Source organism: Streptomyces sp. 3214.6 (genome assembly GCF_900129855.1).
GTDB lineage: Bacteria > Actinomycetota > Actinomycetes > Streptomycetales > Streptomycetaceae > Streptomyces > Streptomyces soliscabiei.
The window spans coordinates 4,991,088-5,004,326 of sequence record NZ_LT670819.1 but is presented as its reverse complement, the minus strand read 5'-3'; the positions used below and the strand labels follow the sequence as shown (position 1 = coordinate 5,004,326).

General features: G+C 68.6%; 10 protein-coding genes. 7 read left to right on the top strand and 3 right to left on the bottom strand.

The features are described 5' to 3' along the window. Genes yidD through rpmH form a run of 3 tightly spaced genes read right to left on the bottom strand, consistent with a single transcriptional unit; the run spans position 1 to position 881 of the window. Entirely contained in the window at positions 1–354 is a 354-nt protein-coding gene (gene yidD, locus B5557_RS22510) for a membrane protein insertion efficiency factor YidD (protein ID WP_079661168.1), read from the bottom strand. Then, entirely contained in the window at positions 351–722 is a 372-nt protein-coding gene (gene rnpA, locus B5557_RS22505; RefSeq protein WP_079661167.1) for a ribonuclease P protein component, read from the bottom strand. The genes yidD and rnpA overlap by 4 nt, the downstream gene beginning before the upstream one ends. A gap of 21 nt (positions 723–743) precedes the next feature. Further along, entirely contained in the window at positions 744–881 is a 138-nt protein-coding gene (rpmH, locus tag B5557_RS22500) for a 50S ribosomal protein L34 (RefSeq protein ID WP_005482975.1), read from the bottom strand. Positions 882–1,258: 377 nt separating this feature from the next. Between rpmH and dnaA the strand changes: the two genes are divergently transcribed. The 7 genes from dnaA to gyrA all read left to right on the top strand — a co-directional run bounded on the left by dnaA (position 1,259) and on the right by gyrA (position 13,225). Continuing rightward, positions 1,259–3,277 carry a chromosomal replication initiator protein DnaA gene (gene dnaA / locus B5557_RS22495; RefSeq protein ID WP_079661166.1) on the top strand — a complete coding sequence of 673 codons (2,019 nt, stop codon included), beginning with the start codon at positions 1,259–1,261 and terminating at the stop codon, positions 3,275–3,277. Between the two features lie 925 nt (positions 3,278–4,202). Next, positions 4,203–5,333 (top strand): DNA polymerase III subunit beta, encoded by a 1,131-nt coding sequence (gene dnaN, locus B5557_RS22485; protein ID WP_079661164.1) that lies wholly within the window; start codon positions 4,203–4,205, stop codon positions 5,331–5,333. 214 nt (positions 5,334–5,547) lie between these two features. Continuing rightward, entirely contained in the window at positions 5,548–6,423 is an 876-nt protein-coding gene (gene gnd, locus B5557_RS22480; RefSeq protein WP_079661163.1) for a phosphogluconate dehydrogenase (NAD(+)-dependent, decarboxylating), read from the top strand. 52 nt (positions 6,424–6,475) lie between these two features. Further along, complete coding sequence (gene recF / locus B5557_RS22475; protein WP_079661162.1) at positions 6,476–7,597, top strand: DNA replication/repair protein RecF; 1,122 nt, start codon at positions 6,476–6,478, stop codon at positions 7,595–7,597. After that, positions 7,594–8,130: a DUF721 domain-containing protein gene (locus B5557_RS22470; RefSeq protein ID WP_079661161.1), complete on the top strand. Its 537-nt coding sequence runs from the start codon at positions 7,594–7,596 to the stop codon at positions 8,128–8,130. Before recF ends, B5557_RS22470 begins: the two co-directional genes overlap by 4 nt. A gap of 397 nt (positions 8,131–8,527) precedes the next feature. Continuing rightward, positions 8,528–10,588, top strand: coding sequence for a DNA topoisomerase (ATP-hydrolyzing) subunit B (gene gyrB, locus B5557_RS22465; protein ID WP_180291564.1), 2,061 nt, complete (start codon positions 8,528–8,530; stop codon positions 10,586–10,588). Between the two features lie 42 nt (positions 10,589–10,630). After that, a complete protein-coding gene (gene gyrA / locus B5557_RS22460) occupies positions 10,631–13,225 on the top strand; it encodes a DNA gyrase subunit A (RefSeq protein WP_079661159.1) in 2,595 nt (864 codons plus the stop codon). Positions 13,226–13,239 lie beyond the last annotated feature (14 nt).

Below are 13,239 nucleotides of genomic sequence, written 5' to 3'. Positions count from 1 at the left end.
TCATGCTCCTTGGGCATGGGACGGTGTCTCTGCGGCCGGGCCCGAAGCGAGGTTCTCTTCGGTGGCCGTTTCGGCGGCGGAGGTCCCGCCCCTGCGTGCACGCCAGGCGTCACGCAACATTTCGTGCCACCGCGGGCGCTTACGCGGCGGAACATGATCCACTCCACCCAGCGACCACGGATTGCACCGCAGGATGCGCCAGGCCGTGAGTGCCGTTCCCTTGATCGCACCGTGCCGGTCGATGGCCGTGTAGCCGTAGTGGGAACACGACGGGTAGTACTTGCACACCGGCCCGAGCAGCGGACTGATCGTCCACTGGTAGAGCTTGATCAGAGCCAGTAGCGGGTACTTCATCGCGCGCCCCCTCCCAGTAGCCGTTGCAGGGCGGCATCCAGGTCTTGGGCCAGCTGTGCGTGGTCGGCGTCGCCCGCCCCGGGCAGCGCCCGTACGACTACCAGGCTACCGGGGGGGAACAGAGTGACTCGGTCGCGCATCAGGTGACGCAGTCTGCGCTTCACCTGGTTGCGCACGACCGCGCCTCCCACGGCCTTGCTCACGACGAAACCCGCACGCGTCGGGGGAGCGCTCTCCCCAGGCGCGTGCGGGTCCGTGGCACCGCTACGAAGATGGACGACGAGAGTCGGGCGTCCGGCCCGACGGCCCCGTCGTACCGCGGTCGCGAAGTCCTCGCGCCGCCTCAGCCGATGCTCGGTAGGCAGCACGACGTCATGACCTGATCAGGATCAGGCGGACAGGCTCGCGCGACCCTTGCTGCGGCGGTTCGCGAGAATCGCGCGGCCGGCACGGGTACGCATCCGCAGGCGGAAGCCGTGGGTCTTGGCGCGACGACGGTTGTTCGGCTGGAAGGTGCGCTTGCTCACTCGGGGGCTCCAGAAATCAATCGGTGGTGGCGGGGTGCCGTCCTGGCTGTCACCGTGCGCCCACGAGGTAGCTCGCGGTCAACGCCCGAGTGCACCGCTTCCCGATCACCTGACGCGATCTGTGCCCATCGGAGGCAGGCGGCAGCAGCCATCGACAACTCGACCTGGTTACGGTACGCGCGGCTACGCCATCCGGTCAAACCGGCAGTCACGGGGAGACACTATCCACAGCCTGGGGACAACAACTTGAACCGCAGCCGTCGCCCTGACTACCTTGGCTGAACTCCGATTCGTTCCTTTGTCCCTGCCCCCACCCGATATGAATCCCCGCCGTCCCACAACCACACGTTCGTGGGACCCACGAGAGAGCGTGCCCTGTGGCTGACGTACCTGCCGATCTTGCCGCAGTGTGGCCACGAGTACTGGAACAGCTCCTCGGTGAGGGCCGGGGCCAGGGTGTCGAGGTGAAGGACGAGCACTGGATCCGGCGCTGCCAGCCGCTCGCGCTGGTCGCGGACACCGCCCTGCTCGCCGTACCGAACGAATTCGCGAAGGGCGTCCTCGAGGGGCGCCTCGCGCCGATCGTCAGCGAGACGCTGAGCCGCGAGTGCGGCCGCCCGATCCGTATCGCGATCACCGTCGACGACTCCGCAGGCGAGCCCCCGGCCCCGCCTGCGCCCCCCGGCCAGCAGCAGCCGCGCTACGAAGAGCCCGAGCTGCCGTCCGGCCCGTACGACGGGCAGCGGGACGGACAGCGGGACGGACAGCAGGAGGGCCGCTACGACGGCGGATACGACCAGGCGTACGACAGCCCGTACGAGGGCTACGGCCGGCACCGCGCCGAGCAGTCGCCGCCGACGCCCGGCGACCAGCTCCCCTCGCGCCCGGACCCGCTGCCCACCGCGCGGCCGGCGTACCCGTCGGAGTACCAGCGCCCCGAGCCGGGTGCTTGGCCGCGGCCCCAGCAGGACGAGTACAGCTGGCAGCAGCAGCGCCTCGGTTTCCCGGAGCGCGACCCGTACGCCTCGCCTTCGTCGCAGGACCAGTACGGCGGGCCGGCCTCCCAGGACCCGTACGGCTCCCCGTCGCAGGACTCCTACGGCCCGCCGTCGCAGGACTACCGCCCCCAGTCGATGGAGCGGCCGCCCTACGATCCGTCGCCGTACGAGCACAAGCGTGCGGAGTACGAGTCGTCGCGCTCCGACTACGACCAGCGCGAGCCGGGCCGACGTGAGCTGCCCGAGCCGCCGGCCGGTCCCGGGCATCCGCACCGCGGCGGCCCGAGCGGTCCCGGCCAGCAGGGCTCGGGCGGTCCCGGGCCGTCGGGCGCGCAGTCCTCGGCGAAGGCCGGCCCCGGTGAGCCGACCGCGCGGCTGAACCCCAAGTACCTCTTCGACACCTTCGTCATCGGCGCCTCCAACCGGTTCGCGCACGCGGCCGCCGTCGCCGTCGCCGAGGCGCCCGCGAAGGCCTACAACCCCCTGTTCATCTATGGGGAGTCGGGCCTCGGCAAGACGCACCTGCTGCATGCCATCGGGCACTACGCGCGAAGCCTCTACCCCGGCACGCGCGTGCGGTACGTGAGCTCCGAGGAGTTCACCAACGAGTTCATCAACTCCATCCGCGACGGCAAGGGCGACAGCTTCCGCAAGCGGTACCGCGAGATGGACATCCTGCTCGTCGACGACATCCAGTTCCTCGCGGACAAGGAGTCGACGCAGGAGGAGTTCTTCCACACCTTCAACACGCTCCACAACGCCAACAAGCAGATCGTGCTGTCCAGCGACCGGCCGCCCAAGCAGTTGGTGACGCTGGAGGACCGGTTGAGGAACCGTTTCGAGTGGGGTCTGATCACCGACGTCCAGCCGCCCGAGCTGGAGACGCGGATCGCGATCCTGCGCAAGAAGGCGGTCCAGGAGCAGCTGAACGCCCCGCCGGAGGTGCTGGAGTTCATCGCCTCCCGGATCTCGCGCAACATCCGTGAGCTGGAGGGCGCGCTGATCCGGGTGACGGCGTTCGCGTCGCTCAACCGGCAGCCGGTGGACCTGGGGCTGACCGAGATCGTCCTTAAGGACCTGATCCCCGGCGGTGACGACTCCACGCCGGAGATCACCTCGACGGCCATCATGAGCGCGACCGCCGACTACTTCGGCCTCACGATCGAGGACCTGTGCGGCAGCTCCCGGGGCCGCCAGCTCGTCACGGCCCGGCAGATCGCCATGTATCTGTGCCGCGAGCTGACGGACCTGTCGCTGCCGAAGATCGGCGCGCTGTTCGGCGGCCGTGACCACACGACGGTCATGCACGCGGACCGCAAGATCCGCAATCTGATGGCCGAGCGGCGCTCGATCTACAACCAGGTGACCGAGCTGACCAACCGCATCAAGAACGGCTGACGGCGCCAGAGCAACGCGTCGCGAGCCTCGCCGAGAGCGCCCCCGGAGGACATCCGGGGGCGCTTTTCGTCGTTCCGGGGGCCGGAAGCGGGGGCCGGCGACGCCGTGCGGGGCTCGACGAGGGTCGTCCGCCGCTCACCCGTTGTTCGATTACTGGCCGGGTTACGGCCACTCTCCACAGATTCGGTGACTTTTTCCCGTCCACACCCTGGGGACCGGGAAGTTGTCCAGACTGTATCCACAGGCGTCGCGGGTGAGGGACGATCGGACCAGGTCAACAGGCTGTGGATTCGTGGACGAAGGATCTCCACAGGCTGTGGACAAAAAAATGATCCACAGGCTGTGCATGAAGTTGTCCACCGGCAACCCACAGGCTGAGGCCGGTTGTCCCCAGCGATCTCCGGCTTCTCCACATGTCTGTCCACTGTTCGGCAACCCGACGCGCCTCCTCACCAGGTCGAGTGAAAGGCGTCACACGAAGTTGCCGGGTTGGCCTGTGGGAAAGACGGGTAAAGCTGGGGACGGCGCTGGGGACAAGTCGCCCCTCCCTGTGCATGGGGTGTGCAGAACTTTCTGTTCTCCACAGAAGACCCCGGTTATCCACCGCCTCCGCCCACAGGACCAGTGGATAAAAAACCGCCCCTGAGCTGCGAAAACGGGGTTATCCACGGTATCCACAGGCCCTACTACTACTGACAACTAGAGAGAGCTGGGAATCCGTTTCGAAGCGGGGCCTGTGCACAACTCGCTCTTCGCTGCCCGGCCGCCCCTCGTCACGACTTGACCCCGAGGGGCACCGACTGACAGTGCGGTGCGTCAGACTGGTCCCCGATGGTCCTTCCCCTCGACGGGACCGACCACACCGAGACAGATGACGAAGGCCAGGCAGGGCGAGAAGCGCCGGCAACAGCAGGAGGCGGCAAGAGTGAAGATCCGGGTGGAACGCGACGTACTCGCGGAGGCCGTGGCCTGGGCGGCGCGCAGCCTCCCGGCCCGCCCACCGGCGCCTGTCCTCGCCGGCCTGCTGCTGAAGTCCGAGGACGGCCAGCTGAGCCTGTCGAGCTTCGACTACGAGGTCTCCGCGCGGGTCTCCGTGGAGGCCGAGGTCGAGGAGGAGGGCACGGTCCTCGTCTCCGGCCGCCTGCTCGCGGACATCTGCCGCGCCCTGCCCAACCGCCCGGTGGAGATCTCCACAGACGGTGTACGGGCGACGGTGGTCTGCGGCTCCTCGCGCTTCACCCTCCACACACTGCCTGTGGAGGAGTACCCGTCCCTGCCGCAGATGCCGAACGCGACGGGCACCGTCCCCGGCGAGGTGTTCGCCTCCGCGGCCGCCCAGGTCGCCATCGCCGCCGGGCGTGACGACACGCTGCCCGTCCTCACCGGTGTGCGCATCGAGATCGAGGGCGACACGGTCACGCTGGCCTCCACCGACCGCTACCGTTTCGCGGTCCGCGAGTTCCTGTGGAAGCCGGAGAACCCGGAGGCCTCCGCGGTCGCCCTGGTGCCCGCCAAGACGCTCCTGGACACCGCCAAGGCCCTCACGAGCGGCGACAGCGTCATCCTGGCGCTGTCCGGCTCCGGCTCGGGCGAGGGCCTGATCGGCTTCGAGGGCGCGGGCCGGCGTACGACGACCCGCCTCCTGGAGGGCGACCTCCCGAAGTACCGCACCCTGTTCCCGACCGAGTTCAACTCCGTCGCCGTGATCGAGACCGCCCCCTTCGTGGAGGCTGTCAAGCGCGTGGCCCTGGTCGCCGAGCGCAACACCCCGGTGCGGCTGAGCTTCGAGCAGGGCGTGCTCATCCTGGAGGCCGGCTCCAGCGACGACGCACAGGCTGTGGAGCGCGTCGACGCCCAGCTGGAGGGCGACGACATCTCGATCGCCTTCAACCCGACCTTCCTGCTGGACGGCCTGAGCGCCATCGACTCGCCGGTCGCCCAACTGTCCTTCACGACGTCCACGAAGCCCGCGCTGCTCAGCGGCAAGCCGGCGCTGGACGCGGAGGCGGACGAGGCCTACAAGTACCTGATCATGCCGGTGCGCCTCAGCGGCTGACCGGCCCCCGCGCCGGCGTCGCGCCGGCGTCGGAGGTCGTCCACAGGCTGTGGCCGAAGGGTCCCCGGTCTGTGGACGAAGCCGCAGGTGAGCGGCGAGATGGGCAGCACGTCTGAGCGCGTATGCCCACAGGTGTGCGTGGCCGTCCGGGTTTAGGCTCGGACATGGGTACGAAGGTGCCCCACACGCCACACAGCGACCTAAGGAACAACTGATGGAGCTCGGTCTCGTCGGCCTCGGCAAGATGGGCGGCAACATGCGCGAGCGGATCCGCCGCGCCGGCCACACCGTCGTCGGATACGACCGCAACCCGGACCTCGCCGATGTCCACAGCCTCCAAGAGCTTGTGGGCAAGCTCAAGGGCCCGCGCGTGGTCTGGGTGATGGTCCCGGCCGGCGCCGCCACGCAGTCGACCGTCGACGAGCTCGCCGAGCTGCTGGAGCCGGGCGACGTCGTCGTGGACGGCGGCAACTCCCGCTGGACGGACGACGAGAAGCATGCCGAGGAGCTCGCCGCCAAGGGCATCGGCTTCGTCGACTGCGGTGTCTCAGGCGGCGTCTGGGGCCTGGAGAACGGCTACGCGCTGATGTACGGCGGCGACGCGGAGAACGTCGCCAAGGTGCAGCCGGTCTTCGACGCGCTCAAGCCCGAGGGCGACTTCGGCGCGGTGCACGCCGGCAAGGTCGGCGCAGGCCACTTCGCGAAGATGGTCCACAACGGCATCGAGTACGCCATGATGCAGGCCTACGCCGAGGGCTGGGAGCTGCTGGAGAAGGTCGACTCCGTCACGGATGTGCGCGAGGTCTTCCGCTCCTGGCAGGAGGGCACGGTCATCCGTTCCTGGCTGCTCGACCTGGCCGTCAACGCCCTCGACGAGGACGAGCACCTCGACAGGCTGCGCGGCTTCGCACAGGACTCCGGCGAGGGCCGCTGGACCGTGGAGGCCGCGATCGACCACGCCGTGCCGCTGCCCGCGATCACGGCTTCGCTGTTCGCGCGGTTCGCCTCCCGGCAGGAGGACTCGCCGCAGATGAAGATGATCGCGGCGCTGCGCAACCAGTTCGGCGGCCACGCCGTCGAGAAGAAGTAATCCACAGGGTCGCCCCGCGATCCACAACCCTGGGGGAGGTCGGCGAACGACCATGCACGTCACGCATCTGTCGCTGGCCGACTTCCGCTCGTACGCCCGGGTCGAAGTTCCGCTCGACCCGGGCGTCACCGCCTTCGTGGGACCCAACGGGCAGGGCAAGACCAACCTCGTCGAGGCCGTCGGCTACCTCGCCACGCTGGGCAGCCACCGGGTCGCCTCGGACGCGCCCCTGGTCCGCCTGGGCGCCGACCGCGCGATCATCCGGGCGCAGGTCAAGCAGGGCGAGCGGCAGCAGCTGGTCGAGCTGGAGCTGAACCCGGGCAAGGCCAACCGCGCCCGCATCAACAGGTCCTCGCAGGTCAGGCCCCGCGACGTGCTGGGCATCGTACGGACCGTGCTGTTCGCGCCCGAGGATCTCGCGCTGATCAAGGGCGATCCCGGTGAGCGGCGCCGCTTCCTGGACGAGCTGATCACCGCGCGCTCCCCGCGCATGGCGGGCGTGCGCTCCGACTACGAGCGGGTGCTCAAGCAGCGCAACACCCTCCTGAAGTCGGCCGCGCTCGCACGACGGCACGGCGGTCGCTCCATGGACCTGTCGACCCTGGACGTGTGGGATCAGCACCTCGCGCGCGTGGGCGCCGAGTTGTTCGCCCAGCGGCTCGACCTGGTGGCCGCGCTTCAGCCGCTGGCGGACAAGGCGTATGAGCAACTGGCCCCGGGCGGCGGTCCGGTGGCCCTGGAGTACAAGCCGTCGGCGCCGGGCGAGGCGCACACGCGTGAGGACCTCTACGAGCAGCTGATGGCCGCGCTCGCGGAGGTCCGTAAGCAGGAGATCGAGCGGGGCGTCACCCTCGTGGGGCCCCATCGGGACGATGTGATTCTCAAACTCGGCTCCATGCCCGCCAAGGGATACGCCTCCCACGGCGAGTCCTGGTCCTACGCGCTCGCCCTGCGGCTGGCCTCCTACGACCTGCTGCGGGCCGAGGGCAACGAACCGGTGCTGGTCCTGGACGACGTCTTCGCCGAACTGGACGCCCGGCGGCGGGAGCGGCTGGCCGAACTGGTCGCGCCCGGCGAGCAGGTGCTGGTGACGGCCGCCGTCGACGACGACGTACCGCATGTGCTGGCCGGGGCGCGGTACACGGTGTCCGAGGGGACGGTGGAGCGCCTATGACCGCCGACGAGTCGGCCCCGAAGAAGGCGACCGAGCCGTCCGGCGTCGACCTCGCGCGCGTGGCGCTCAGGGCGGCCCGCGAGCAGGCACGCGCGCGTGGGGACGCGGCACAGCAGAAGAAGCAGGCCCGGCGCGGGGGCGGTCTGCGCTCCGGCGCGCGCGCTGACGGCCGCGACCCGATGGCGCTGGGCGCCGCGATCAACCGGCTGCTCACCGAGCGCGGCTGGGAGGCGCCGGCCGCGGTGGGCGGTGTGATGGGCCGGTGGCCGCAGATCGTCGGCGAGGACGTGGCCAAGCACTGCGTGCCGGAGCGCTACGACGAGGACGAGCGGGTGCTGATCGTGCGCTGCGACTCGACGGCCTGGGCGACGAACCTCAGGCTGCTCGCGCCGACGCTGGTGGCGCGCCTCAACGAGGATCTGGGGCATGGCGCGGTACGGCTGATCAAGGTCCTGGGTCCCGGTGGCCCCCAGCGCCGCTACGGCCCCCTCAGGGCCCCTGGAAGCACCGGACCCGGCGACACCTACGGGTGACGTGCGTCACGTGTTTGAAGGCCGGGACGGTCCCGAGACGACCGCCCGGCCTTCGTCGTGAGTGCCCGCCCGCGGCGGCTCATTCGGACCTGACTCCCAAGTAGCCAAGGGTTGACACCCGGAAGCGCTGAGTGCCTCCGTGAGCCTCTTGGAGCCCCCATCCGCATATCGGGACCCGGAAGAGACCGGTTGAGGGCGGCACATGCGGACTCAGGTACCGGCAAACCCCCATCACTGTCGGTGCTACCGGTAGACTGAAGCCAATCCCGCCCCGAACGTGGGGACCGCCCGGGAAAAGCTGAGCAACGCTGATCAAGGCTTACCAACGCAACATGCCGCAGCCGCTCCGGCAACCTGCCGACGAGCCTGGCTGGTGCTGTGCCAGAAAGGGCGCTTCGTGGCCGATTCCGGCAACCCCAACGAGAACATCCCGTCCACCGACGCCGGCGCGAACAGCGAGGCAAGCACCTCGAGCCACGAGGTCACCGCCTCCTACGACGCCAGCGCCATTACCGTCCTCGAGGGTCTGGACGCGGTCCGCAAGCGACCCGGTATGTACATCGGCTCCACCGGTGAGCGCGGTCTGCACCACCTCGTGTACGAGGTCGTCGACAACTCGGTCGACGAGGCGCTGGCCGGCCACGCGGACACCATCGACGTGACGATCCTGGCCGACGGTGGCGTGCGGGTCACCGACAACGGCCGAGGCATCCCGGTGGGCATTGTCGCCTCCGAGGGCAAGCCGGCCCTCGAGGTCGTGCTGACCGTGCTGCACGCGGGCGGCAAGTTCGGCGGCGGCGGCTACGCGGTCTCCGGCGGTCTGCACGGCGTCGGCGTCTCGGTGGTGAACGCGCTGTCGAGCAAGGTCTCCGTCGAGGTGCGCACGGACGGCCACCGCTGGACGCAGGACTACAAGATGGGCGTCCCCACGGCGCCGCTCGCCAAGCACGAGGCCATCGAGCAGACCGGCACCTCGGTCACCTTCTGGGCCGACGCGGACATCTTCGAGACCACCGAGTACTCCTTCGAGACGCTCTCGCGGCGCTTCCAGGAGATGGCGTTCCTCAACAAGGGTTTGACGATCAAACTCACTGACGAGCGCGAGTCGGCGAAGGCCACCGCCGGCGCGGACGAGGCGGGTGCGGACGAGAAGGACGAGGTCAAGACCGTCACGTACCACTACGAGGGCGGCATCGTCGACTTCGTGAAGTACCTCAACTCCCGCAAGGGAGACGCGGTGCACCCCACCGTCATCGACCTGGAGGCAGAGGACAAGGACAAGAGCCTGTCCCTCGAGGTCGCCATGCAGTGGAACAGCGGTTACAGCGAGGGCGTCTACTCCTTCGCCAACATCATCCACACGCATGAGGGCGGTACGCACGAGGAGGGCTTCCGCGCGGCGCTGACGAACCTCGTCAACAAGTACGCGCGCGACAAGAAGCTGCTGCGCGAGAAGGACGACAACCTCACGGGCGACGACATCCGCGAGGGTCTGACGGCGATCATCTCGGTGAAGCTGAGCGAGCCGCAGTTCGAGGGCCAGACCAAGACCAAGCTGGGCAACACGGAGGCGAAGACCTTCGTCCAGAAGGCGGTCTACGAGCACCTCAACGACTGGCTGGACCGCAACCCGGTCGAGGCGGCGGACATCGTCCGCAAGGGCATCCAGGCGGCCACCGCGCGCGTGGCGGCGCGCAAGGCCCGCGACCTGACCCGTCGCAAGGGTCTGCTGGAGTCCGCTTCCCTGCCGGGCAAGCTCTCCGACTGCCAGTCCAACGACCCCACCAAGTGCGAGATCTTCATCGTCGAGGGTGACTCCGCCGGCGGCTCGGCCAAGTCCGGCCGCAACCCGCAGTACCAGGCGATCCTCCCGATCCGCGGCAAGATCCTCAACGTCGAGAAGGCGCGGATCGACAAGATCCTGCAGAACCAGGAGATCCAGGCGCTGATCTCCGCGTTCGGCACCGGGGTCCACGAGGACTTCGACATCGAGAAGCTCCGCTATCACAAGATCATCCTGATGGCGGACGCCGACGTCGACGGCCAGCACATCAGCACCCTGCTGCTGACCTTCCTGTTCCGCTTCATGCGGCCGCTGGTCGAGGCCGGCCACGTGTACCTCTCCCGTCCCCCGCTCTACAAGATCAAGTGGGGCCGGGACGACATCGAGTACGCGTACTCCGACCGCGAGCGCGACGCGCTGATCGAGATGGGCCGCCAGCGCGGCAAGCGGGTGCGCGAGGACTCCATCCAGCGCTTCAAGGGTCTCGGCGAGATGAACGCCGAGGAACTGCGCGTCACCACGATGGACCAGGAGCACCGCGTCCTCGGCCAGGTCACCCTCGACGACGCCGCCCAGGCCGACGACCTGTTCTCGGTCCTCATGGGCGAGGACGTCGAGGCGCGCCGTGCCTTCATCCAGCGCAACGCCAAGGACGTCCGCTTCCTCGACATCTGAGTCGGTCTCAGCTGACCGCATCAGGAAGGATCCCCACCAGCAATGACCGACGAGAACACTCCCGTCACCCCTGAAGAGGGCGGCGACATCGCCATGCGCATCGAGCCCGTCGGGCTCGAGACGGAGATGCAGCGCTCGTACCTCGACTACGCGATGTCCGTCATCGTCTCCCGCGCGCTGCCCGACGTCCGCGACGGCCTCAAGCCCGTCCACCGCCGCGTCCTGTACGCGATGTACGACGGCGGCTACCGCCCCGAGCGCGGCTTCTACAAGTGCGCCCGCGTCGTCGGCGACGTCATGGGCAACTACCACCCGCACGGCGACTCCTCGATCTACGACGCGCTGGTCCGCCTCGCGCAGCCGTGGTCGATGCGGATGCCGCTGGTGGACTCCAACGGCAACTTCGGCTCTCCGGGCAACGACCCGGCGGCCGCCATGCGCTACACCGAGTGCAAGATGGCGCCGCTGTCGATGGAGATGGTCCGTGACATCGACGAGGAGACCGTCGACTTCACGGACAACTACGACGGCCGCTCCCAGGAGCCGACCGTCCTGCCGGCCCGCTTCCCCAACCTGCTGATCAACGGCTCGGCCGGTATCGCGGTCGGCATGGCGACCAACATCCCCTCGCACAACCTGCGCGAGGTCGCCTCGGGCGCCCAGTGGTACCTGGAGAACCCGGAGGCCTCGCACGAGGAGCTCCTGGACGCGCTGATCGAGCGCATCAAGGGCCCCGACTTCCCGACCGGCGCCCTCGTGGTGGGCCGCAAGGGCATCGAGGAGGCGTACCGAACGGGCCGCGGCTCGATCACCATGCGGGCGGTCGTCGAGGTCGAGGAGATCCAGAACCGCCAGTGCCTGGTGGTCACGGAGCTGCCCTACCAGGTCAACCCCGACAACCTCGCGCAGAAGATCGCCGACCTGGTCAAGGACGGCAAGATCGGCGGCATCGCGGACGTCCGCGACGAGACGTCGTCCCGTACGGGCCAGCGCCTGGTGATCGTCCTGAAGCGGGACGCGGTCGCCAAGGTCGTCCTGAACAACCTGTACAAGCACACGGACCTGCAGACGAACTTCGGCGCCAACATGCTGGCCCTGGTCGACGGGGTCCCGCGCACGCTCTCGCTCGACGCGTTCATCCGCCACTGGGTGACGCACCAGATCGAGGTCGTCGTCCGCCGTACGCGCTTCAGGCTGCGCAAGGCCGAGGAGCGGGCGCACATCCTGCGCGGCCTGCTGAAGGCCCTGGACGCCATCGACGAGGTCATCGCGCTGATCCGGCGCAGCGACACCGTCGACATCGCGCGCGGGGGCCTGATGAGCCTCCTGGAGATCGACGAGATCCAGGCCAACGCCATCCTCGAGATGCAGCTGCGCCGCCTCGCCGCCCTGGAGCGTCAGAAGATCGTCCAGGAGCACGACGAACTCCAGGCGAAGATCAACGAGTACAACCAGATCCTCGCGTCGCCGGTCCGCCAGCGCGGCATCGTGAGCGAGGAACTCGCCGCGATCGTCGAGAAGTACGGCGACGACCGCAAGACGATGCTGGTGCCCTACGACGGCGACATGTCCATCGAGGACCTGATCGCCGAGGAGGACATCGTCGTCACCATCTCGCGCGGGGGCTACGTCAAGCGCACGAAGACGGACGACTACCGCTCCCAGAAGCGCGGCGGCAAGGGCGTACGGGGCGCGAAGCTGAAGGAAGACGACATCGTCGACCACTTCTTCGTCTCCACCACGCACCACTGGCTGCTGTTCTTCACCAACAAGGGCCGCGTCTACCGGGCGAAGGCGTACGAGCTGCCCGACGCCGGGCGTGACGCGCGTGGACAGCACGTCGCCAACCTGCTGGCCTTCCAGCCGGACGAGGCGATCGCCGAGATCCTCGCGATCCGCGACTACGAGGCGGCGCCGTACCTGGTCCTGGCCACCAAGGGCGGTCTGGTGAAGAAGACGCCTCTGAAGGATTACGATTCGCCGCGTGCCGGTGGTGTCATCGCGATCAACCTCCGTGAGACGGAGGACGGTTCGGACGACGAACTGATCGGAGCCGAACTCGTCTCGGCCGAGGATGATCTGCTTCTGATCAGCAAGAAGGCGCAGTCGATCAGGTTCACCGCCACGGACGAGGCGCTGCGCCCCATGGGCCGTGCCACCTCGGGCGTCAAGGGCATGAGCTTCCGTGAGGGCGACCAGCTGCTCTCGATGAATGTTGTTCGACCCGGTACGTTCGTGTTCACTGCCACAGACGGCGGGTACGCGAAGCGGACCGCTGTCGACGAGTACCGCGTCCAGGGTCGCGGCGGCCTCGGTATCAAGGCCGCCAAGATCGTCGAGGACCGTGGTTCTCTCGTCGGCGCGCTGGTGGTCGAGGAGACCGACGAGATCCTCGCCATCACGCTGTCCGGCGGTGTGATTCGTACGCGAGTCAACGAGGTCAGGGAGACGGGCCGTGACACCATGGGCGTCCAACTGATCAACCTGGGCAAGCGCGATGCCGTCGTCGGTATCGCACGTAACGCCGAGGCGGGGCGCGAGGCGGAAGAGGTCGACGGCGAGGACGCCGTGGACGACTCCGCCGAGGCAGCCACGACCACCGGCACGGACGAGGGTGAGTCGCCCTCGGCCGAGTAGGTACGAGGAGTGAG

What these genes read in the sequence shown, in the direction of transcription:
- yidD (WP_079661168.1), bottom strand. Translation starts at nt 354, where the DNA reads ATGAAGTACCCGCTACTGGCTCTGATCAAGCTCTACCAGTGGACGATC.
- gnd (WP_079661163.1), top strand. Translation starts at nt 5,548, where the DNA reads ATGGAGCTCGGTCTCGTCGGCCTCGGCAAGATGGGCGGCAACATGCGC.
- recF (WP_079661162.1), top strand. Translation starts at nt 6,476, where the DNA reads ATGCACGTCACGCATCTGTCGCTGGCCGACTTCCGCTCGTACGCCCGG.
- B5557_RS22470 (WP_079661161.1), top strand. Translation starts at nt 7,594, where the DNA reads ATGACCGCCGACGAGTCGGCCCCGAAGAAGGCGACCGAGCCGTCCGGC.
- gyrA (WP_079661159.1), top strand. Translation starts at nt 10,631, where the DNA reads ATGACCGACGAGAACACTCCCGTCACCCCTGAAGAGGGCGGCGACATC.